Below are 21,948 nucleotides of genomic sequence, written 5' to 3'. Positions count from 1 at the left end.
TTATTTGAGGGATTATTCTTCTTTGGGCGGGCAGGTTGCCAGCCGGGTTCTTCTTCCTGAATCAGTTAATTCTTCCAGTATAACGTCGAACCCCCAGAGACGGTGCAGGTGTTTCAGTACCTCCGGATAATTTTTCGCCAGAGGAATACGGTCATGAGGGTTATACAGCAGAGTCATGGAACGATCTCCCCGGACATCCACATTCCAGACCTGAATATTCGGCTCCAGTTTACTTAGGTTGTACTGTGAGGCAAGTTTCTCTCGGATTTCCCGATAACCGATTTCATTATGGATGGCACTGATTTCGATGTAGTTCTTCCTGTCATCATCCAGAATAGAAAACAGCTTGAAATCCCGGATGAGTTTTGGAGACAGATATTGGCTGATAAAACTCTCATCTTTAAAGTTCTGCATCGCAAAATGTACGGCATCAAGCCAGTCCGTACCTGCAAGGTTAGGAAACCACTCCTTATCTTCATCCGTCGGTTCTTCGCAGATGCGACGGATATCCTGATACATGGCAAAGCCGAGAGCATAAGGATTAATGCCACTGAAGTAAGGACTGTTATACGGCGGCTGGGCAATGACATTTGTGTGGCTGTGCAGAAACTCCAGCATCAGCTTATCGGTTACCAGTCCTTCATCATACAGATGGTTCAGTATGGTGTAGTGCCAGAAGGTTGCCCACCCTTCATTCATCACCTGTGTCTGTTTCTGCGGATAAAAATACTGACTGATTTTACGGATAATACGTACAATTTCACGCTGCCAGGGCTCCAGAAGGGGGGCGTGTTTTTCGATAAAGTAAAGAATGTTTTCTTGTGGTTCGGAAGGAAAGCGCATCTTTTCTTCTTCGGATTTCTGTTTTGATTTCGGCACGGTACGCCACAGTTCATTGACTTGTGATTGCAGGTAGGCCTCTCTTTCTTCCTGACGGGCTTTCTCTTCTGCAATGGAGATTTTTTCCGGTCGTTTGTACCGGTCCACCCCGAAGTTCATCAGGGCATGGCAGGAGTCCAGAATCTGTTCGACCTCTTCTTCTCCGTATTTTTCTTCACAATCAGAAATATACTTTCGGGCAAACAGCAGATAGTCGATAATAGAACTGGCATCAGTCCAGGTCTGAAACAGATAATTCCCTTTGAAGAAAGAGTTGTGTCCGTAGCAGGCATGTGCCATCACCAGAGCTTGCATGGTTACCGTATTCTCCTCCATCAGGTAAGAGATGCAGGGATCGGAGTTGATCACAATTTCATAGGCCAGTCCCATCTGGCCATGTTTATAATTCTGTTCGGTCTGGATGAATTTTTTACCGAATGACCAGTGATGGTAGTTGATAGGCATGCCGATACTGGAGTAGGCATCCATCATCTGCTCGGAGGTGATAACCTCTATCTGGTTAGGATAGGTTTCCAGACGGTAATGGTCTGCTACACGTTTAATCTCCCGGTGATACTCTTCCAGAAGAGGGAAAGTCCAGTCCGGACCATCCGGTAACGGATGCCGTTTCTGAGTAGATGCTGTTTTTTTTACTTTATCCTTTGTTGTCATTGCGCCCCCTAAGCCGTCTCTTTTCTGAACAGCTCTCTGAATACCGGGTAGATATCATCTACATCACGAATATTTTTCATTGCAAAGTGATGATAGGATTGCTGAAGTTTTTCGTATTCATGCCATAGTGTCTGGTGAGACCGGCGGGTTATTTCAATATAGGCATAATACTGGCAGGTTGGCAGCAGACTGTTCTGCAGCAGCTCTTTACATTTTGGTGAGTCATCAGCCCAGTTATCTCCGTCGGACGCTTGTGCAGCATAGATATTCCATTCATTAAGAGGGAACCGTTTTTCTATAATCTCTTTCATCAGTTTCAGTGCGCTGGAGACAATGGTTCCACCGGTTTCCTGAGAGTAGAAAAACTCATGTTCATCGACCTCTTTTGCCTGAGTATGGTGTCGGATAAAAACGACTTCCACATTTTCATAGGTGCGATTCAGGAACATATACAGGAGTACATAAAAACGCTTAGCGATGTCTTTGGTTGCCTGATCCATTGAACCGGAAACATCCATCAGACAGAACATCACGGCCTGACTGGAGGGAACCGGGCGTTTGTCATAATTTTTAAAACGCAAATCAAAGCTGTCTATAAAAGGTACAGCAGCAATTTTCTGCCGCAGTTCTTCAATTTCCTGCCGGATTCGTTTCTCTTCTATGGGCTGTGCCGGTTCGATCTTACGAAGCTGTTCCAGTGTTTGCTCGAGTTCTTGAAGCAGGCGTTTTTTTCCCGCAGTCATAGCGGTTCTTCTCGCCAGTGATTGCTGGAGTGAACGGATAATGGCGATATTAGAGGGAATTCCCGCAGTCTGATAACCTGCACGAGTTTTTTTCCACTCGACTATTTTTGTGTTCTGGTTTTTTTCCAGATTGGGCAGTTCCAGATCCTCAAATAGCATATCCAGATATTCTTCTTTAGAGATCTGGAAGACAAATTCATCCTGACCTTCGCCATCCGGGCTGGCATCTCCTTCACCACTACCATCACCTCCGCCCTGACCTCCGGGCGGGCGTTCTATTTTATCCCCCGGGCTAAACTGATCATTCCCCGGATGAACGCGTTCCCGAATCCCCCCTTGTCCATGGTGAAAAACTGGTTCTTTAATATCACGGTGTGGGATAGAAACGTCTTCTCCAGTTTCTGTGTCGGTAATCGAGCGGCGATTTACGGCGTCAGCGACAGATTCTTTTATCTGCTCTTTATAACGACGCAAAAACCGCTGGCGGTTAACCATGCTTTTATTTTTACTGTTCAGTCTTCTGTCTATAAATTGAGCCATGAGTCTCTCCTTATCAACGCCACCCCGGAAACATGGTCAGCGGCCGGTTATTTGGACACTATCCGGGTAAAAAATGGGAGGTATCACCAGCACGTAATAAGTGCTAGCCGCCGGTAATACCCGCTCATAGTAGGCACTGTATTATGAGGACTTACGTACACGTAAATACCATTCAGACAGCAAACGAACCTGTTTTCTGGTGTAGCCTTTTTCCATCATACGAGCGACAAAATCATCGTGTTTTTTCTGATCGTCACTGGAGGTTTTTGCATTGAAGGAGATGACCGGCAGAAGTTCTTCAGTATTCGAGAACATTTTCTTCTCGATAACTGTGCGAAGTTTTTCATAGCTGGTCCATACCGGATTTTTTCCTTCATTATTGGCTCTTGCACGCAGTACAAAGTTGACAATTTCATTGCGGAAATCTTTGGGATTGCTGATCCCGGCTGTTTTTTCTATTTTCTCCAGTTCGTTGTTCAGAGCTGCGCGGTCAAAGAGTTGGCCGGTTTCCGGATCCCGGTATTCCTGATCCTGTATCCAGAAATCAGCGTAGGTTACGTAGCGGTCAAAGATGTTTTGTCCGTATTCGGAATAGGATTCTAGGTAGGCCGTCTGAATTTCTTTGCCGATAAATTCGATGTACTTAGGCACCAGATAACCTTTCAGGAATTCCAGATAACGTTCGGCGGTTTCCTGAGGAAACTGTTCCCGCTCTACCTGTTGTTCGATAACGTAAAACAGGTGAACCGGGTTAGCGGCTACTTCGGTTTGATCGAAGTTGAATACCCGGGACAGGATCTTAAAGGCAAAGCGGGTAGACAGCCCTGACATACCTTCGTCAACACCGGCAAAATCTCTGTATTCCTGATAGCTTTTCGCTTTCGGATCGGTATCTTTCAGTGTTTCACCATCATAAACCCGCATCTTGGAAAAAATGGAGGAGTTTTCCGGATCTTTCATGCGCGAAAGAATGCTGAACTGAGCCAGTGTTTCCAGAGTGCTTGGTGAGCACGGGGCTTTGGACAGTTCACTGTGGTCGAGCAGTTTCTGGTAGATTTTGACTTCTTCTGAAACCCGTAGGCAATAAGGCACTTTTACGATATAGACCCGATCCAGAAAAGCTTCATTATTTTTATTATTACGGAAAGTCTGCCATTCAGATTCATTGGAGTGTGCCAGAATCATGCCTTCAAACGGCAGGGCGGAAAGGCCTTCTGTACCATTGTAGTTACCTTCCTGAGTCGCCGTCAGTAGTGGATGCAGCACTTTTATTGGTGCTTTGAACATCTCTACAAACTCCATCAGACCTTGATTGGATTTACATAGTGCACCGGAATAGCTGTATGCATCGGGATCATCCTGAGCGTAATGTTCTAACTGACGGATATCAACTTTACCGACCAGAGATGAAATGTCCTGATTGTTTTCGTCTCCGGGCTCTGTTTTAGCAACTGCGATCTGATCCAGAATGGACGGACGGACTTTGACCACCTTAAAGCGAGTGATATCACCGCCGAATTCATGCAGCCGTTTGGCTGCCCATGGTGACATTACAGAACGTAAGTAACGCTTGGAGATTCCGTACTCAGATTGCAGTAAGTCACCGTCTTCATTGACATCAAACAGACAGAAAGGGTGGTCGTTGACTGGACTGCGCTGACCATTTGCGGATAATACGTAAATAGGCATTTTCTCCATCAGGCTTTTCAGTTTTTCAGCCAGTGATGATTTACCGCCACCTACCGGTCCCAGCAGATAAAGGATCTGTTTTCTTTCTTCCAGTCCTTGAGCCGCATGTTTCAGGTAAGAGACAATCTGTTCTATTGCTTCTTCCATGCCATAGAAGTCTTCAAACGTTTTATAACGAGAGATGACCCGGTTGGAAAAAATCCGGCTGAGCCGGGGATTTTGTGCGGTATCGACAACCTCAGGCTGGCCAATGGCAAGCAATAGTCGCTCTGCTGCATTGGCGTATGCGCTCTTGTCTTTCTGACAAAGTGTTAAAAAATCCTGAAGCGAAAGTTCTTCATCCTTGGCGGCTTCGTAGCGTGCCTGATAGTGGTCAAAAATACTCATGTGAATGCCCCTCTAAAACGTCAAACTCAATGCGCAGTTATCTCATGTTGTATACCTTTTAAGACTAGACCCTGTTTTTAGTTTTTGCTTAATAATTATGTATTTATTTTTTATATACATGACTGAAAAGAAGGAATGGACTTATACATCGAGTGAATGGTGTTATATAAAAAGTGAATGGAGTTATGCAGGAGAGATTGTCAGGATAAATGAAGTTGATAATGAAGTTGACAGGGGAAGAATAAAAAAACGGGCGTAAAGCCCGTTTTCCGGTTATGCGTTAAAAATCTGTACCAGTTCAGTTGAAGACAGGTGGTACTGACGCGGGCAGCTTTTCCAGGTCGCTGACATACGGCGGTATTTTTCCAGCATAGGCACCTGAGCATTGAAGTTATGCTCACCTTTTTCAAATTGTGGGTACAAACCTTCGGAATCTACCAGAAAGCGGACATAGCAAACCAACTGTGCCTCTTTGGCCATATCGAATCCCAGAAACTGCAGACGGCGTGGATCGACCTTTGTCTGTTCTTCATTACCGAGCATTTTATGTGATTCCTGCATGGCGTGATACATTTCCATGATATCAATAATTTCTTTACATTCTGCTTCCGGCAGGCAGCCAAACTCTTTGTTAAGTTCACACATCTGTAATCCATAGCCACGTTCAACAATGGTCTGCAGGCGTTTATACTTGGCTGAGTTTGCCGGATCCAACTGGGACATCAGATAGTACTGATTTGAAAGGATAAGGCGTTGAGCACTGGTCATTTCCATATTTGAGGCCTCTTTTATTCTGTTTCGGATTATTAATTAGTATTTTACGTTGTCGTTATACTGCTTAAGAACGGCAACAATTTTTTCCATCGTTTCTTTACTTGGTGGCTCTACGCCTTCCAGAGGATAATCGTATCCCATGGCTTCCCATTTATGAGCGCCAAGTTTATGATACGGCAGCAGTTCTACTTTTTCCACGTTATCCATATCTTTGATGAACTGTCCAAGCAGATGCGCATCGTCTTCTGTATCAGTATAGCCGGGAACGACAACGTAGCGGATCCAGGTTGTTTGTCCGATTTTATGCAGATAACGGGCAAAATCCAGAACACGGGTATTGGACACGCCGATAAAATCTTTATGGATTTCATCCCGCATATGCTTAAGATCAAGCATGACCAGATCCGTTACTTCCAGTACTTCGTCAATCACATCAGTATGCTTACGGATATAACCATTTGTATCCAGACAGGTATGCATGCCTTCCGCTTTTGCCGCACGGAAAAAGTCCCGTACAAATTCAGGCTGGAGCATGGCTTCACCACCAGAACAGGTAACGCCGCCACCGGACGCTTTCATAAAGTGCTTATAGGATTTGGCTTCATTGATGATCTCTTCGACAGAGACTTCTTTGCCGTCATGCAGATCCCATGTGTCACGGTTATGGCAGTACATACACCGCATGTGGCAGCCTTGCAGGAAAACGATAAAACGGATTCCGGGACCATCTACCGTACCGCATGATTCATAAGAGTGGATTCGTCCGATTGCTGACATGTGCTTATCTCATAAGAATTATTTACGATCATTTTATTACAAATGGGCAGAGTAACCTAGTTCTCTATGGATCCAGTTGAGAGTTTTTCTGCCTACTGGATGCCTCAATTGTCTCTAACTGGCTCTACCACGATATTTTCCCACATGGTAAGAAAAGACAAAGAGCGTATTGACGTTCTTATTATTTGGGAAAGTAATCCCGAATGTTACGCCTTGTATTGCTGAAGTTAAGCTAAGGAAACAACATGGATGCGATTAAAATTTCACAAAAACAGAAAATGTTTGTTTTTCTCTTCCTGCTGTGTGTCGGATTTATCGGTCTTGCCGGTTATACCGCAGATAGTCTGGGAAAAATGGGTAACCAATATACTAAGAGTACCGGTGTTGCGAACGGGGCATTCGCAATAGAACAGAGTCAGGTCAAGCTGTTACAGCTTGCCGGAACATTGTCCGAATTATCTCCAGAGCAGGCAGGTGGTGTAGCGGATGTTGTTAACGATATAAAAACCAGTGTGCAGAAGGATTCTGCTTATCTTATTGAAGTCGGGTTGTCTTCTCAGGCTGAAAAACTGAATGCTCTGATTGACGTTTATAGCGGATCGATTGCGCCATGGCTGGAGATGAAAATCCGGTTAGGGCTGAATGCTGACGATGGTCTGCAGGGGCAATTAAAGGCTTTGGCCGCTATGATTGAACAAAAAATTGCAGAAACCGGCATGGTTACACTGAATTCTGATTTTCAGATCTTGGTGAAAGCCGTACAGAACTATCAGCTTTCTCCTTCTGAAAGCAATTATTCGGTGTTTAAAAAAGCGCTGAGCAGCTTTTCCAGTATTTCTAATTCATACGGTATGCTGGATATTTATGAGAAAGAACTCGGAGAATTCAGCGCTGCGTTTGAGAATCTAGTGGTATTGTCTTCACAGATGCATAGCGTTGAAATTCAGTTACTTGACTATCAGCATCAAGCATTACAGGTGATTAAAGAGGCATCAGCAGAATTGCACCAGATCAGTCAGGAATATCAGAATGCCGCAACGGAAAAAAGTCAGTTTACTCTCTGGTCTGTGATGATTGCATGTGCAGGACTGGCGGTATTTACCACGGCTATCTTCACTGTAAACAGCCTGACTACCGGGCGTTCTATCCGGCAGATATCCTATATCCTTGAACAGATGGCGGGGGGGAATCTGGCCGAGCGTCTGCTTGTATCGGATAATACGAAAGATGAATTTAACCGTTTGGCTCTTACTATAAACCAGACCTGTGGAAATCTGGGGGAACTGGTTAAGGGGGTGCAGCAGAGTAGTGAGACATTATCTAAAAATGCTGCAGATCTGAATATGGGGATTGATAAGGTGGTGTATAGCCAGTCAGAAGTGGTTGAACAGACCCAACTGCTGGCATCGGCGACAGAGCAGGTGAATGTGACCACTAAGCAGGTTTCTGAAGATCTGGAGCAGGTTGCGGAGGTAAGCCGTTCGTCCAGCTCATCGGCAGAAGAGGGAGGGAAAGTCATCACGTCTGCCATCAGTTCAATGGATGAGATTGGTTTAATTCTGGAAAATGCGGCTGGACATATCCGTAAGTTGGAAGAGGCATCCTTAAAAGTCGATTCGGTGATGGATATCATTAATGCTATTGCTGAACAGACAAATCTGCTGGCACTGAATGCGGCTATTGAAGCTGCAAGAGCAGGAGAGCAGGGACGAGGCTTTGCTGTCGTTGCTGATGAAGTCCGTAGCCTTGCAGTAAGAACAGTGGGTGCCGTGGCAGAAATTTCTGCTACGATTGAAGCAATGAAAAGTGAAAGCGGTATGGTTATCTCTTATCTTACCCAGTCGGAAGAAACGATGCAGGCCAGTCAGGCCAGAGGCAATGAAGCGATAATGGCTTTGTCTGTTATTGTGGAAAAAGCGGAAGAAGCGAATCAGAAAACTGAGGTGATTTTTGGTTCAATCCGGGAGCTGGTACAAACCAGTCAGTCTATGGCGCAAAATATGAGTAATATTTCAGTATCCATGGAAAATATTGGCAGAAGTAACAAGGAACTCAGGGAACACAGTCAGGCCGTTGACGGGCATTCGTCCAATCTGAACGAAGAATGTTTACGATTTGCAGTGTAGTGAACTATTCCGGCTATTTGCATGTGGGTAACTATTGTTATAAACCTTAACTTATAAAAAATCCCGCCAGATGGCGGGATTTTTAATTCAGTATTTCAGCTAAGTACTAATTACATAGACTCAGTGAAAGTACGGGAAATAACATCAGCTTGCTGCTCTGGAGTCAGAGAGTTGAAACGTACCGCATAACCAGATACACGGATTGTCAGCTGAGGGTATTTCTCAGGGTGTTTAACTGCGTCTTGCAGAGTTTCGCGGTTAAGAACGTTAACGTTCAGGTGCTGACCGCCTTCGATACCTGCTTCGTGGTGGAAGTAACCATCCATCAGACCAGCAAGGTTCGCTCTTTGTGCATCAGTGTCTTTACCCAGAGCATTAGGAACGATAGAGAAGGTATAAGAGATACCATCTTTCGCATCAGCAAATGGCAGTTTACCTACTGAAGTCAGAGAGGCTACCGCACCCTTCTCGTCACGACCGTGCATTGGGTTTGCACCTGGAGCAAATGGAGCGCCAGCTTTACGGCCATCAGGAGTTGTACCAGTCTTCTTACCATATACCACGTTAGAAGTGATAGTCAGGATAGACTGAGTCGGGATAGCGTCACGGTAAGTTTTCAGTGCGCGGATCTTGTTCATGAACGTAGTGACAAGTTCACAAGCGATATCATCAACGCGAGGGTCGTTGTTACCGAACTTAGGATATTCGCCTTCGATTTCGAAGTCGATTGCAACGCCGTCTTCGTCACGAACTGGTTTAACAGTTGCGTACTTGATTGCAGACAGTGAGTCAGCTGCAACAGACAGACCAGCGATGCCACATGCCATAGTACGTTTGATGTCCAGATCATGCAGAGCCATCAGAGAGGCTTCGTAGCTGTACTTGTCGTGTGAGTAATGGATAGCGTTCAATGCAGTAACATACTGTTTTGCCAGCCAGTCCATGAAGTGGTCCATTTTGTCCCACAGTTCATTGTAATCAAGCACTTCAGAAGTGATCTTAGGCATAGCCGGGCCAACTTGTGCTTTAGATTTTTCATCGACACCACCGTTGATGGTGTAAAGCATAGTTTTTGCCAGGTTAGCACGAGCACCGAAGAACTGCATTTGCTTACCAACAACCATTGGAGATACACAACATGCGATTGCGTAGTCGTCAGATTCCATGTCCGGGCGCATCAGATCGTCGTTTTCGTACTGGATAGAAGACGTATCGATAGATACTTTCGCACAGAACTTCTTGAAGCCTTCAGGCAGGCCTTCAGACCAAAGAACAGTGATGTTTGGCTCTGGAGAAGGACCCATGGTGTACAGGCTGTTCAGGAAGCGGAAGTTAGTACGGGTTACCAGAGTACGTCCGTCAAGGCTCATACCACCCATTGATTCTGTTGCCCAGATTGGGTCGCCAGAGAACAGTTCATCGTACTCAGGAGTACGCAGGAAGCGAACCATACGTAGTTTCATTACGAAATGGTCGATCATTTCCTGTGCTTCAACTTCGGTCAGTTTACCAGCAGCGATATCACGCTCAATGAAGATATCCAGGAAAGTAGAAGTACGGCCCAGAGACATTGCGGCACCGTTCTGAGACTTAACAGCAGCCAGGTAACCGAAGTAAGTCCACTGAATCGCTTCTTGCGCAGTTTCTGCAGGACGAGAAATGTCACAACCGTATTTAGCAGCCATTTCTTTGATTTGGCCAAGAGCACGGTGCTGTTCTGCGACTTCTTCGCGCAATTGCATAGTCAGTTGCAGATCTTCACCGTTTTCGAATTTTTCTTGCAGAGAAGAGAACTGTGCGAATTTGTCTTTCATCAGACGGTCGATACCGTACAGAGCGATACGACGGTAGTCACCGATGATACGACCACGGCCATATGCATCTGGAAGACCAGTCAGAACGCCGGACTTACGACAAGCAAGAATTGACGGAGTATAGATATCGAAAACAGCCTGGTTGTGTGTTTTACGGTATTCTGAGTAGATTTTACTAATTTCAGGATCCAGCTCGCGACCATAAACTTTACAAGAACCCTCAACCATACGGATACCACCGTTAGGGATGATGGCACGCTTCAGAGGAGCTTCAGTTTGCAGACCAACGATTTTTTCAAGGTCTTTATTGATGTAACCAGCATCGTGAGCAGTGATGGTAGAGATAACAGAAGTGTCGAAGTCAACAGGAGCGTGAGTGCTGTTTTCCTGTTTGATGCCTTCCATTACTTTAGCCCAAAGAGTCGTAGTCGCTTCAGTACCTTCAGAGACAAGGAAAGATTCATCGCCTTCATACGGCGTGTAGTTCTTCTGAATAAAGTCACGTACGTTAACTTCGTTTTGCCAGTCACCTGCAGCAAAACCTTCCCAAGCTTTAGCAAATTGCTCTGCCATGATATACCTACCTTTTTAGTAGAAAAAACACGTACTGCTGTTCACCTAGAGTTGGCTAGCACTTCAGCAAAAGTGCGCAGTACACTCTTAATTAAAAACAATATCTATGAACAAATAGTATCCACTTGACCATAGATATTGCACCTAAATTTTCAACGGAATTTGAGTGCGACTCAAATAATACTGCAATCTTTAAAAAAAATACATAAAAAAAGACCTAAAAAAAGGGTGGTTTTGCTACCACCCTTGTTTTTTGTGATCTTTACAGGAGTGCCGGGATTCCGTACTGGCCTTCCAGCATACCAACCGCAAGCATTGCGGCCAGACAGATAACCAGAACAACACTTGGAATAATGATGCGATCCAGTGTGCTCAGTTTCTCTGGACGTTCTTTATCACCAATTAAGCCATTGTTATCCAGCAGCATAGTCAGAGCCCATGCCAGAACAGGGTTTGTCACCATAGCGGCGAATACACAAATACCTGCAGACTGAGAGTCTTTTGCATCTTTAATCATTTGCATACCCGCTTCCAGCAGAGGCAGAGCAACACCAACCAACAGTGCAACACGCATTACCGGGGGCCATACTGCAGCATCCATTGGGTAGCCTACGATAGCGATAAGCATAACCAGAGAACCCAGTAAAATGGCACCCGCAGGGATTGGGCGTTTAGCGATAGCTGCTGGGATCATGTAAGTACCCCATGAAGAAGTAATGTTACCACCACCGACAGCGGTACCTACCATTTGACGAATAGAACACATAGTCATCGTGTCATCAACGTCCATCAGTACTTTCTCAGTTCTTCTCGGGTAGTTCAGTTCCTGGAAGATGCGGTGACCCAGAAAGTCAGGTGACCACATGGCAACAGCCAGAATTGCGAATGGAAGAGAGGCAATGAAGTGCTGAACATTTGGCAGACCCAGTTGCCAACCTGTTTCAGTAGAGCCCCACCAGTAAACAGGGTTCAGGTTTGGCAGACCAGGTTCCGTGGTGAAAACCAGATCGAAACCAGCGCCAGATACCATTGCTACAACAAAGCCGATAACAGCACACAGAGGAATTGCCAGCCAGCGTTTGCCTAGTTTGGCCAGAACCGCGTAAGTCACGACAGTAATGCCGAGCACGATCAGTGCTACATAACCCATATCACCGGCAACCACACCTTCGGCTTCGTTACTAAGGCCATTAGCCCAGCTGATCAGTGAGTTGATCTGACTCATCGAACCGGTGAAACCAAGGAATACGAGCAGGCCGCCTGCAACCCCTTCACTCGTTAGGTTGACAAGTCGGGAGCCACCTTTCACTGCACTGAGGATCAGTCCGAATACACCAATCAGGATTGCCAGAGCCAGAGGGTGGGCTCCCGCCATTGCGATAACGAAAATCATCGGGATCATCGGGCCGTGGTTACCCGCAAGGTTTGCTTTTGGGTTAATAAAACCAGATGCCAGAATACAGAAAAGGAATGCTGGGATGATCATCTCAACACGAGCAACTTCAATCGCCCATGCAACATCCAGATTTACGTGATCCCATTTTTCGGTCAGGCCAGCAGCCCATGCCATCATTACTGCTGAGTACATCGCGATGATGCCGATAGTACCAGCGATAGCTGGAACAAAATCTTCAAGCTCGAAACGGAAGTCACGACCCGGCAGGTTCAGGCTGAAGCGGCGTGGTTTCATGATCTGGAGTTCGTGATCCAGATAATCAGAACGACTTGCGAACTCAGAAGCGGGACGGTGCAGCTCTGAGTAGCTCTTCGTCTCGATCTCCGAGAAGTTCTTGTTATCTACGTTCGACATAGATTCCTCATATTATAAAAAGTTAATAATGCAGAAGGTGTTAAGTATGCAATTTGCTTGTCAGGCAGGTGCAATAGATATTTTATTTGACCCTGAAATGTAACACATATTAAAGCTACCTTAGTGCATAAACATCATTTACTACATTTAGTTTATTAATGCTTTATGCTACCTGAGGAGTATGTCGTTACTCTTCGTCATTTTACTGGCGCCCGAGTGTACCAATCTCCCTATTTATTGAGATTGATCTCGATCACGATATAAATCTTTGTGAAAGAAAGCTACAGAATGCTGAATATTTAGCAAGTTATTGCTTTGTTTTGTCGTTGATTTTTATCGTATAGCGAATCGGCAGCGAACATACTGCTTTTTGTATGGAAAATCATGCTTTTTATGTCATAGAGAACGCTTTTGTTGTATTAAGACACAAGTCAGTGCAGTTATTTGCATATTTAAATTAATATGAAACTGCAATTATATAGATAAGTATTGTAATAAAATTACAGACATGTCCCGAAAATTATATAATGTTCAACAGGATAAATATAAGAAGAAGCTGTATTTATTTTGTTCTGTTTTCTATTGATCTTCTTGCTTTTTATCTTGTTTTTACACAAAGAACGAGTTACTGGAGGCTTTTCTTTTCCTGCTATTCACCAAATGTAAAAATATTTAACTTAAATTGCATATCAATTCAGATTAGTTAACTAAATATCTCATTATTTACGGTTAATAATATGTTGCATCTGGCAAAAACTGATGCTAGTTTGTAGCGAAATCATAGGTCGGAGAACCTAAAATACCAAAAAGGAGCGAATAGCGCATGACAGATGTAGCCGCGCTGGATATCAGGGACCTGCATAAAACATTCGGCCAGAATGAAGTGTTAAAGGGCATTTCTCTGCAAGCACACAAGGGAGATGTGATCTCTATTATTGGCTCTTCCGGCTCAGGCAAGAGTACTTTTCTGCGTTGTATCAATCTGTTGGAGACACCGACAGCCGGTGAAATTTGGGTTAATGGTGAGTTGATCCAGATGAAAAAAAACCGAACCGGTGAATCTGTTCCCGCTAATGAAAAACAAGTTCAGCGTATCCGTTCACGCCTGGCGATGGTTTTTCAGGGCTTTAATCTTTGGTCACATATGACGGTTCTGGAAAATGTCATAGAAGCTCCGGTACATGTTCTGGGGGTGCCTAAGGATCAGGCGATAGAAAATGCAGAGTTGCTACTGAAAAAAGTCGGTCTGTATGAACGCAAAGATTATTATCCCGGCCATCTTTCCGGTGGGCAGCAACAACGTGCCGCAATTGCCCGGGCTTTAGCCGTAGAGCCCGAAGTGATGCTATTTGATGAACCGACATCGGCCCTTGATCCTGAACTGGTAGGTGAAGTATTGGGTGTAATGCGTGATCTGGCTGATGAAGGCCGGACCATGTTGGTAGTGACACATGAAATGGCGTTTGCCCGGGATGTGTCCAGTCATGTGATGTTCCTGCATCAGGGACTGGTTGAAGAGCAGGGCGCGCCGGATAAACTGTTCAGTCATCCTGAATCAGAGCGCTTAAAGCAGTTTATCTCTTCTATTTACTAAAAAATAACTATGTTTCGTCAGAACGAAACAGACAAACACAACTAAAACAGACAGAAGTATAAAACACAGGAGTATGGATATGAAAAAGTGGTTATTAGCTGTAACACTGGCTGCGACAGCCGTAACTGGTGCTGCTCAGGCCAAGGATTGGAAAGTGGTTCGTTTTGGTATTGAAGGGGCATACCCTCCGTTCAGTAAGACAGAAGCGGATGGTTCTCTGAGTGGTTTTGATGTTGATATGGCCAATGCTCTGTGTGAAGAGCTGAAGGCTCAGTGCAAGATCGTTCCACAGGATTGGGATGGTATTATTCCATCGCTTCTGGCTCGTAAATATGATGCCATCATTGCAGCAATGGATATTAATGAAGAGCGTAAAAAGAAAGTCGATTTCACGGAAAAATATGCTCAACTGCCAAGTAAATTTATTGCCAAAAAAGGTTCCGGGCTTGAGATTACCGCAGAAGGTCTGAAAGGTAAGAAAATTGGTGTTCAGCGTGAAACTACACATGATAAGTACCTGACTGATAAATATGGCGATAGTCTGGAAATTGTTCGTTACGGTTCTTTTGATGATGCATTCCTTGATCTGGAGAATGGCCGGATTATTGGTGTGATGGGCGACGTTCCTGCGCTGGAAGCAGGTGTTATTAACAAAGTCGGCGGTGATGCTTATGAGTTTGTTGGCCCGGTTACCTGGCTTGGTGAAGGTATGGGCATTGCTGTCCGTAAACAGGATCAGGATTTAAGAAACAACCTTAGCAAAGCAATTAAAGCCCTGCGTAAGAGCGGGAAATATCAGGAAATCGCAGCAAAATATTTCGCTTTTGAGGTGTATGGCGACTAATTGATACCTAAAGGGCGGTAGTTATACTTTGCCGCCCTGACTTCGGGTTTATTTTGTTGTCATCTTACGGATATTTATCATGCTTGATTTACAAGGGTATGAGGCTGCCTTGCTGAAAGGTGCATGGGTTACCATTGAGGTTGCAGTCCTTTCTCTTCTTCTTGCCACTACTTTGGGTCTTCTGGGTGCATTGGCAAAACTCGCACCATACAGGGTGGCACGAGGTATCGCGACGTTATATACCACGATTATTCGGGGTATACCTGATCTCGTTTTGATGATGTTGATTTTTTTCGGCGGACAGATGCTGCTGAATAATACTCTCTATTCAGTCAATGAGTGGATTAATGAATGGATGGCCGGTTCTGATCCCGCTCATGAGTGGACTGCCTATCTACCAGATTATATTGATATCAGTCCGTTTATAGCCGGTGTTCTGACGATTGGTTTTATTTTTGGTGCCTATATGGCAGAGACCTTCCGTGGTGCCATTTTGGCTGTTGATAAAGGTGAAATGGAAGCGGCAAAAGCTTATGGAATGAGTGATTCTCTTGCTTTCCGCCGTATTCTTCTTCCACAGATGATCCGCCATGCATTGCCGGGTTTTGGTAATAACTGGCTGGTTCTGCTTAAAACAACTGCACTGGTGTCGATTATTGGTTTGCAGGATATGGTGCGGATCAGTTCACTGGCGGCGGGATCAACAAAAATGCCATTCACTTTTTACATGGCTGTTGCGCTGATCTTTCTGGTTTTCACTTTTATCTCAACCACGATTCTTAAAGCTGTTGAGCGCAGGTATACTATTCACACGAGGTAGGTATGGATTTTTCTCTGGTTATCGAAAGCCTGCCTGTCTATCTTGATGGGCTATGGACGACTGTCTGGCTGGTAGGACTCGCCCTGATTATGGGTATTTGTCTGGCTATTCCACTGGCGATTGCACGTAACAGTACGATTTATGCCATTCGGTTACCTGCCTGGGCGTTTATTTATTTTTTCCGCGGAACTCCGTTGTTGGTTCAGCTCTATCTTATTTATTACGGGATGGATCAGTTTTTTCCGGTAAAGGATACGTTGTGGGAAAATGCATGGTTTTGTGCGTTAATTTCTTTTTTCCTGAATACCGGCGCTTATACGTCTGAAATTATCCGTGGTGCAATTAATGGGTTACCAAAAGGTGAAGTGGAAGCGGCGAAAGCTTATGGTATGAGTACCTGGAAAACGTATCAGCGTATTATTTTGCCCAGTGCTTTACGGCGGGCACTTCCTGCTTATAGTAATGAGGTCATTTTTATGGTGCACGGTTCTGCGGTAGCAGGCATAGTGACGATTATGGATCTGACCGGGGCTGCGAGACTGGTTAACTCTCGTTACTATGCTCCTTTTGAATCATTTCTGACAGCCGGCCTGTTTTATATGTCACTTTGCTTTATTATTCTTTGGGTGTTTAAAAAGGCAGAGAAGAAGTTTCTGGCTTATCTGAGGCCGCTTAGTTAGTTTCAACCATTTGTTTAGTTAGTCTCAACTATTTGCTTAGTTAACTTCAACTATTCTCAGGTAGTTTCAATCATTTTTGTCAATTCTGATTATTATCGTCATTCCCTTCTTTGGGGAATGACGATTCCGGCTAAATTGTACTTACTCAAATACGGACCAGATTGGTGCATGGTCTGAGGGTTTATCAATTCCCCGCAGTTCATAGTCAATATCTGATTCAGTGCAGTGTGTGGCCAGTGATGGTGTCGCGAGAATTACATCAATACGTAATCCGCGGTTAGTATCAAATCCGCGGGAACGGTAGTCAAACCAAGAGAACTTATCTTCCGCATGCGGATGAATCATACGGAATGTATCTTCAAAACCCCAGTCCAGAAGTGTTTGCAGCCATTCGCGTTCTTCCGGCTGGAATGAACATTTTCCGGTTTTCAGCCAGCGTTTACGGTTGGCTTCACCGATACCGATGTCCGCATCAATGGGACTGATGTTAATGTCTCCCATAACGATAAGCTTTTCATCGTTTGAACGGTGTTCATTCAGGTAGGTCATCAAATCCTTATAAAATTGGCGCTTATAGGGGAATTTAGTCTCATGCTCGATATTTTCACCCTGAGGGAAGTAGCCATTCATAACGGTTACTTTCTCACCATTATCATCCTCGACAGTGACCATAATCATACGTTTCTGGTGTTCTTCTGAGTCAGTCGGGAAACCTTTCTGCACAGAAACGGGTTCTTTCTTACATAGCATCGCTACGCCATAGTGGGCTTTCTGCCCATGGAAATAAACCTTATAGCCCATGGCCTGAACTTCTTCCAGAGGGAAAGCTTCATCATGCACTTTAATTTCCTGAAGACCGATCACATCAGGTTGATGTTTATCGATTAATGCCTGAAGTTGGTGAAGCCTGGCACGTAGTCCATTGATATTGAAGGAGATAATTTTCATCTGTTGTTTTGTCCTTTGATTATCTTTGTATATGAGCAAGATTAAATGTCATGATACCCTGATCATTACCGAGAACCAAAGTCAGAACGAAGAGTATTTGACCGGATAGAAAAAAAGCCGGTACTAAACCGGCCTTGGAGGCTAAGGAATGGCCTAAAGTATGTCAGTTTTAAAGATCCTGAGCTTCAATCCAGAGTACGGCGTCCTGAGACAGTTCTTTACCTTTATACTCTTTATCCGGGCCGGAACCCAGGCAGGCAAATCCCCATTGACCGGCTTTAGGGACACCGAAAGTAAACATGCCATTATCATCTGTAATGGCAACAATTGCTGATGATGGGGCATCGCTGAAAGTACTCTTACCAAATGCATTGGCTTTGGTATCTACATCTGTGTTGATAAATTCAATTTCACATTCAGCACCGGCAACAGGCTTACCTTCTGCAAGCAACTGACCGGTGAAGGTGCTGCCAGTGAATACCTGATAAGGCTTATTCAGAGGAACGATTTCAGTTTTCAGGCCAAGAGGTTGTTCCCAGCCAGTTGGAAGGTCACCTTTGTTGATGTATCGTTTAGTAATCTGCTGAATATAAATATCTTCTCCGGCTTCGTAGTAAGGTTCCGGGGTTAGTGCAAAGATGTAATCACCATTACGACGAATTTTATAATCAAGCTGGTAAGCATCCGCTTGGTTATCGTGACCAGACCAGGTAATCTTTTTCAGAGTATTCAGCAAATCAGTTTTGGTATCTTTAAACTGAACAAAGAATGATTCCGGTTGCCCCATGTTCATGGTATGTCCGTTTTCCATTGGGTGGCCAAAGACTAGTTTCATATCAATGGTCGTTGGGGTTTCCAGTTGGGATGCTGGAGTATAGAGCATCTGGAAATGTGCATGAGATGCAGCAGAAAGAGTAAGTGCTGCAGTGCCTACAGCGAGTGCAATCTTTTTCATTTATTCAATTCCCTTAACAATTGGATTATAGATTATTCAACAATATTTTTACCATCGATTTCAATGATATGGCCTGGTCCTGCATTGAACTGAACGCTATAGTCAACAGATGGTTTTTGGAATTCAAATTCACCGTTGTCATCGATTTTTCCTTTCAGAAGCTCCTTTCCTGAAGTATCAGTTACATACATATCAACACCTGAGGCAGATGAGCCATCAGAAAACCCACCTTCACACAGAATCGTGTTGTCACCAAAGTCATAGCAGGAACATAAGGGTGTATGAGCTGATGCTACTTGCGGCAGGAAAATACAGCTGAGAGTGATCAGTGTTAGTTTTTTCATGTTTATTCCTTTTATGTACAACGAATTTAGACAGAACCAATTCGACAGATCAAAAACGGATCAATTGTTACTTGATAACATATCAAAAGCAAGTAATAATTATTCGTATTAGCTATTGGGCGAGTGATATCACAATGGTGAGAGTCATTATCATTAATGTTTTTTGTCATTAATTCAGTCAATTAATATTCGTCTATTCAGGAGCTTATAAGGAGTGTTGAGATGAAAGTGTCGCTGGCAGAACTGACTCCGGGACAAAGTGGGGTCATTGATGTGCATTGTTCAACTGGAGCGACCAGACAGCGTTTGCTCGATTTAGGGCTGATTCCTCAAGTAGAGATTGAGTTTGTACGTAAAGCTCCTCTGGGGGATCCCATCGAAGTAAAAGTCGGCCTGACGTCGGTTGTACTGCGTTGTGCTGAAGCAGAAACCGTGATAATCAAGACCATTAAATGAGTAGTAAAGATGAGTAGAAGGAAACTGTTGCTGTCCGGACAGCAAAATGCAGGAAAATCAACGATTTTTAATATGCTGACCGGAGCCCGTCAGCATGTGGCCAATTATCCGGGGGTGACAGTTGACAAAAAAATTGGCTATTTTTCTACAGAAAATGATATGTATCAGCTGGTCGATCTTCCTGGAACCTATAGCCTGACCAGTTTTTCCCTTGAAGAGCGTGTTGCCCGCAGGGCATTGCGAGAGGAGAGTCCGGATGCTGTTCTGAATGTACTGGATGCAGCGAATATCTCCCGTTCTCTTCATTTGAGCTTGCAGTTAATAGAGATGGAACTGCCTGTCATGCTGATCCTGAATATGATGGATGTTGCCGGGCATGAAGGTATTTCTATTGATACTGATAAATTATCTCAGTATCTGGGTGTACCGGTTGTCGAGGCGGTGGGGCGTACGGGAAAAGGGGGAAAACATATTACCGCAAACCTTGATAAGGTGAAGGTCAGCCCTTTTGTTCTTCAGTATCCTGCACTTGAAACACACATCGAAGAAATTGCGCAACAGTTATCCTGTTTTCCGTTAATCAATATGCCAGCAAAACGCTGGTTGAGTGTTCGTTTACTGGAAGGCGATAAAGAGGCGTGGGAGTGGCTGGAACAACAGTTTGTTAATATGGATGACAGTGATTTTGATACGCTAGTCAAACAAATAGGGTATCTGCGCGAAACGGTCAGAGAGGCGTTGGAGCAAGACGTTAATGATTATATCGTTTCCCGGCGGCAGAAAGCGATAAGCCACCTTATTACTGAATGCGTTCAGACCACAGCAGCAGACAGAAGAAAAACTTCATACACAGACAGAATTGATAAACTAGTACTGAGTCGTCCTGGTGCTCCAATCGCGCTTTTATTGACTGTCTTTGCTATTTATCAGATAGCCATTGTCTGGGGTTACGAACTGACTAACTACACCTGGCCTTACCTGGCGGCTTTACGGGAACTGGTTGCATCTGTTTTACCTGATGCCGGTTTTCTCTATGATCCTTACGTACGTTCATTAGGCCTCTGGGTTATCGATTCGGCCAATACATTACTTAATTATGTGCCGATTTTCGTTATTCTTTTTGCGTTAATTGCTATTCTTGAAGATTCCGGTTATATGGCGCGGATTGCTTTTGTTGCTGATAAGGTACTGAACCGTTTCGGACTGCATGGGCAAAGTACCTTACCTATGATTCTCAGTGGTGTATTTGCCGGAGGGTGTGCAGTACCCGGAGTTATGGCAACAAAAGGGATCCCGGATACCCGGGCCAGAATAGCCACGATCCTGACGGTTCCTTTTATGAATTGTCTGGCTAAAGTACCACTCTATACCCTCCTTTTGGGGATCTTTTTTGTAGATGATAAGCCGTTGATGATGTTTTATATCTCTACTGTGACAATTATTGCAGCGTTATTGGTAGCAAAACTTCTGACCCGTACGGTATTGCGTTCAACAGAAACGGCGCCATTTATTATGGAATTACCGCGTTATAACCTGCCGACTTTACGTAGCGTTATGACCCGTTCGGTAGAAAGAACCTGGGTTTATATCCGTAAAGTAGGGACAGTTGTACTGGCCGTGTCTACCGTTATTTTTGTGATGTTGCAATTTCCGGGGCTGTCGGAAACTGATAAACACAGTTATCAGGCTGAAGCTGAAAAAGCGGTTATTACCTTCCAGAAAAAAATTCGAAAAACGGAATATGCCGGTTTGCTGACCGAAAAGACAATTCCCGAGTTGGTGAATTATTATACGGATTATAAGCGGGCCAAACTGAACGCGAAGGGCGTGGACGGCTCCCAAAAGGTCAGTGAAGCATTCCGATTACGTAATGAGGATTTTTATTCGATTATTGTACCAAAGGAAGGGGGAAAGTCAGCGAAGGTTGTTTATCGGGCATTGCGTAATCTGGCATCGGACAGAAAACGTATTCGGCGGGAAATCCGGGAAAAACGACTGGAAGAATCCCTTCTGGGAATGTTTGGTCGTGCTATTGAGCCGGTAACGAAGTTGGCTGGTTTTGACTGGAAAATTAATATTGCTCTCTTCTCATCTTTTGCTGCCCGGGAAAGCAGTGTGGCTACACTTGGCGTGCTATTTCAGCAGGACGAGGACAGTAACAAAAAGCTGGAACAACGTATGGGAGAGTCAGAAGAATTTAGTACTAAAGGTGAGTTGGCCGCAGTTGCACTTATTCTGTTTTTTGCTCTTTACCCGCCATGTTTGGCAACGGTGATGATGATTAAAGTACAAACTGGCCACTATCGTTGGATGCTTCTTTCTATTGCCTTACCGACAACTCTAGGCTTTGTTATCTCAACTGCAGTGTATTCTCTTGGACACTACTTTAACCTAACTGGGGTTCAGGCAATGTCATGGGCTTATTTTACCGGTCTGACCCTTTTATTGTCGGTAGGATTTAAGGATTGGTTGAAGAGCAAGTTTGCTCCGGATCGGCAGATTCCGGTTAAAAATATTCATTAA

At 44.5% G+C, this 21,948-nt stretch carries 17 protein-coding genes; 7 read left to right on the top strand and 10 right to left on the bottom strand.

What is annotated here, in order from left to right:
- Positions 1 to 12: 12 nt before the first annotated feature.
- The 5 genes from CSW98_RS03030 to pflA all read right to left on the bottom strand — a co-directional run bounded on the left by CSW98_RS03030 (position 13) and on the right by pflA (position 6,461).
- A complete protein-coding gene (locus tag CSW98_RS03030) occupies positions 13 to 1,551 on the bottom strand; it encodes a SpoVR family protein (RefSeq protein ID WP_100798958.1) in 1,539 nt (512 codons plus the stop codon).
- Between the two features lie 8 nt (positions 1,552 to 1,559).
- Positions 1,560 to 2,834 carry a YeaH/YhbH family protein gene (locus tag CSW98_RS03025; RefSeq protein WP_100798957.1) on the bottom strand — a complete coding sequence of 425 codons (1,275 nt, stop codon included), beginning with the start codon at positions 2,832 to 2,834 and terminating at the stop codon, positions 1,560 to 1,562.
- A gap of 141 nt (positions 2,835 to 2,975) precedes the next feature.
- Positions 2,976 to 4,910 (bottom strand): PrkA family serine protein kinase, encoded by a 1,935-nt coding sequence (locus CSW98_RS03020; protein WP_100798956.1) that lies wholly within the window; start codon positions 4,908 to 4,910, stop codon positions 2,976 to 2,978.
- A gap of 273 nt (positions 4,911 to 5,183) precedes the next feature.
- On the bottom strand, positions 5,184 to 5,684 hold the full coding sequence (locus tag CSW98_RS03015; RefSeq protein WP_100798955.1) for a YfbU family protein: 501 nt from the start codon (positions 5,682 to 5,684) through the stop codon (positions 5,184 to 5,186).
- Positions 5,685 to 5,720: 36 nt separating this feature from the next.
- Positions 5,721 to 6,461, bottom strand: a complete 741-nt coding sequence (gene pflA, locus CSW98_RS03010) for a pyruvate formate lyase 1-activating protein (RefSeq protein ID WP_100798954.1) — start codon at positions 6,459 to 6,461, stop codon at positions 5,721 to 5,723.
- A 245-nt stretch (positions 6,462 to 6,706) separates the two neighbouring features.
- On the opposite strand from pflA, the gene CSW98_RS03005 reads away from it, so the two are divergent.
- On the top strand, positions 6,707 to 8,587 hold the full coding sequence (locus tag CSW98_RS03005) for a methyl-accepting chemotaxis protein (RefSeq protein WP_100798953.1): 1,881 nt from the start codon (positions 6,707 to 6,709) through the stop codon (positions 8,585 to 8,587).
- A gap of 110 nt (positions 8,588 to 8,697) precedes the next feature.
- Here CSW98_RS03005 and pflB read toward each other — a convergent pair whose 3' ends face one another.
- Positions 8,698 to 10,974: a formate C-acetyltransferase gene (pflB, locus tag CSW98_RS03000; protein WP_100798952.1), complete on the bottom strand. Its 2,277-nt coding sequence runs from the start codon at positions 10,972 to 10,974 to the stop codon at positions 8,698 to 8,700.
- A 262-nt stretch (positions 10,975 to 11,236) separates the two neighbouring features.
- On the bottom strand, positions 11,237 to 12,784 hold the full coding sequence (locus CSW98_RS02995; protein ID WP_100798951.1) for a DUF3360 family protein: 1,548 nt from the start codon (positions 12,782 to 12,784) through the stop codon (positions 11,237 to 11,239).
- Between the two features lie 823 nt (positions 12,785 to 13,607).
- Between CSW98_RS02995 and CSW98_RS02990 the strand changes: the two genes are divergently transcribed.
- The 4 genes from CSW98_RS02990 (at position 13,608) to CSW98_RS02975 (ending at position 16,722) form a co-directional block, all read left to right on the top strand.
- The gene (locus CSW98_RS02990) at positions 13,608 to 14,378 is read left to right on the top strand and encodes an ABC transporter ATP-binding protein (protein ID WP_100798950.1); all 771 of its coding nucleotides are present in this window, start codon (positions 13,608 to 13,610) and stop codon (positions 14,376 to 14,378) included.
- Between the two features lie 79 nt (positions 14,379 to 14,457).
- Positions 14,458 to 15,222: an L-arginine-binding protein AotJ gene (gene aotJ, locus CSW98_RS02985; RefSeq protein ID WP_100798949.1), complete on the top strand. Its 765-nt coding sequence runs from the start codon at positions 14,458 to 14,460 to the stop codon at positions 15,220 to 15,222.
- A 79-nt stretch (positions 15,223 to 15,301) separates the two neighbouring features.
- Complete coding sequence (locus tag CSW98_RS02980; RefSeq protein WP_100798948.1) at positions 15,302 to 16,042, top strand: ABC transporter permease; 741 nt, start codon at positions 15,302 to 15,304, stop codon at positions 16,040 to 16,042.
- Between the two features lie 2 nt (positions 16,043 to 16,044).
- Positions 16,045 to 16,722, top strand: a complete 678-nt coding sequence (locus CSW98_RS02975) for an ABC transporter permease (protein ID WP_100798947.1) — start codon at positions 16,045 to 16,047, stop codon at positions 16,720 to 16,722.
- 141 nt (positions 16,723 to 16,863) lie between these two features.
- Here CSW98_RS02975 and xthA read toward each other — a convergent pair whose 3' ends face one another.
- The 3 genes from xthA to CSW98_RS02960 form a co-directional block, all read right to left on the bottom strand.
- A complete protein-coding gene (xthA, locus tag CSW98_RS02970) occupies positions 16,864 to 17,670 on the bottom strand; it encodes an exodeoxyribonuclease III (protein WP_100798946.1) in 807 nt (268 codons plus the stop codon).
- A 169-nt stretch (positions 17,671 to 17,839) separates the two neighbouring features.
- Entirely contained in the window at positions 17,840 to 18,625 is a 786-nt protein-coding gene (locus CSW98_RS02965; protein WP_100798945.1) for a DUF4198 domain-containing protein, read from the bottom strand.
- A gap of 32 nt (positions 18,626 to 18,657) precedes the next feature.
- The gene (locus CSW98_RS02960; protein WP_100798944.1) at positions 18,658 to 18,969 is read right to left on the bottom strand and encodes a hypothetical protein; all 312 of its coding nucleotides are present in this window, start codon (positions 18,967 to 18,969) and stop codon (positions 18,658 to 18,660) included.
- Between the two features lie 222 nt (positions 18,970 to 19,191).
- On the opposite strand from CSW98_RS02960, the gene CSW98_RS02955 reads away from it, so the two are divergent.
- The gene (locus CSW98_RS02955; protein WP_100798943.1) at positions 19,192 to 19,425 is read left to right on the top strand and encodes a FeoA family protein; all 234 of its coding nucleotides are present in this window, start codon (positions 19,192 to 19,194) and stop codon (positions 19,423 to 19,425) included.
- A 9-nt stretch (positions 19,426 to 19,434) separates the two neighbouring features.
- Entirely contained in the window at positions 19,435 to 21,948 is a 2,514-nt protein-coding gene (gene feoB / locus CSW98_RS02950) for a ferrous iron transport protein B (protein ID WP_100798942.1), read from the top strand.

The organism is Vibrio sp. HA2012 (assembly GCF_002812955.1).
Lineage (GTDB): Bacteria > Pseudomonadota > Gammaproteobacteria > Enterobacterales > Vibrionaceae > Vibrio.
Note: the sequence above shows the minus strand (reverse complement) of the source record. Positions and strands in the feature narration are given on the sequence as shown.

What these genes read in the sequence shown, in the direction of transcription:
- CSW98_RS03030 (WP_100798958.1), bottom strand. Translation starts at nt 1,551, where the DNA reads ATGACAACAAAGGATAAAGTAAAAAAAACAGCATCTACTCAGAAACGG.
- CSW98_RS03025 (WP_100798957.1), bottom strand. Translation starts at nt 2,834, where the DNA reads ATGGCTCAATTTATAGACAGAAGACTGAACAGTAAAAATAAAAGCATG.
- CSW98_RS03020 (WP_100798956.1), bottom strand. Translation starts at nt 4,910, where the DNA reads ATGAGTATTTTTGACCACTATCAGGCACGCTACGAAGCCGCCAAGGAT.
- CSW98_RS03015 (WP_100798955.1), bottom strand. Translation starts at nt 5,684, where the DNA reads ATGGAAATGACCAGTGCTCAACGCCTTATCCTTTCAAATCAGTACTAT.
- pflA (WP_100798954.1), bottom strand. Translation starts at nt 6,461, where the DNA reads ATGTCAGCAATCGGACGAATCCACTCTTATGAATCATGCGGTACGGTA.
- CSW98_RS03005 (WP_100798953.1), top strand. Translation starts at nt 6,707, where the DNA reads ATGGATGCGATTAAAATTTCACAAAAACAGAAAATGTTTGTTTTTCTC.
- pflB (WP_100798952.1), bottom strand. Translation starts at nt 10,974, where the DNA reads ATGGCAGAGCAATTTGCTAAAGCTTGGGAAGGTTTTGCTGCAGGTGAC.
- CSW98_RS02995 (WP_100798951.1), bottom strand. Translation starts at nt 12,784, where the DNA reads ATGTCGAACGTAGATAACAAGAACTTCTCGGAGATCGAGACGAAGAGC.
- CSW98_RS02990 (WP_100798950.1), top strand. Translation starts at nt 13,608, where the DNA reads ATGACAGATGTAGCCGCGCTGGATATCAGGGACCTGCATAAAACATTC.
- aotJ (WP_100798949.1), top strand. Translation starts at nt 14,458, where the DNA reads ATGAAAAAGTGGTTATTAGCTGTAACACTGGCTGCGACAGCCGTAACT.
- CSW98_RS02980 (WP_100798948.1), top strand. Translation starts at nt 15,302, where the DNA reads ATGCTTGATTTACAAGGGTATGAGGCTGCCTTGCTGAAAGGTGCATGG.
- CSW98_RS02975 (WP_100798947.1), top strand. Translation starts at nt 16,045, where the DNA reads ATGGATTTTTCTCTGGTTATCGAAAGCCTGCCTGTCTATCTTGATGGG.
- xthA (WP_100798946.1), bottom strand. Translation starts at nt 17,670, where the DNA reads ATGAAAATTATCTCCTTCAATATCAATGGACTACGTGCCAGGCTTCAC.
- CSW98_RS02965 (WP_100798945.1), bottom strand. Translation starts at nt 18,625, where the DNA reads ATGAAAAAGATTGCACTCGCTGTAGGCACTGCAGCACTTACTCTTTCT.
- CSW98_RS02960 (WP_100798944.1), bottom strand. Translation starts at nt 18,969, where the DNA reads ATGAAAAAACTAACACTGATCACTCTCAGCTGTATTTTCCTGCCGCAA.
- CSW98_RS02955 (WP_100798943.1), top strand. Translation starts at nt 19,192, where the DNA reads ATGAAAGTGTCGCTGGCAGAACTGACTCCGGGACAAAGTGGGGTCATT.
- feoB (WP_100798942.1), top strand. Translation starts at nt 19,435, where the DNA reads ATGAGTAGAAGGAAACTGTTGCTGTCCGGACAGCAAAATGCAGGAAAA.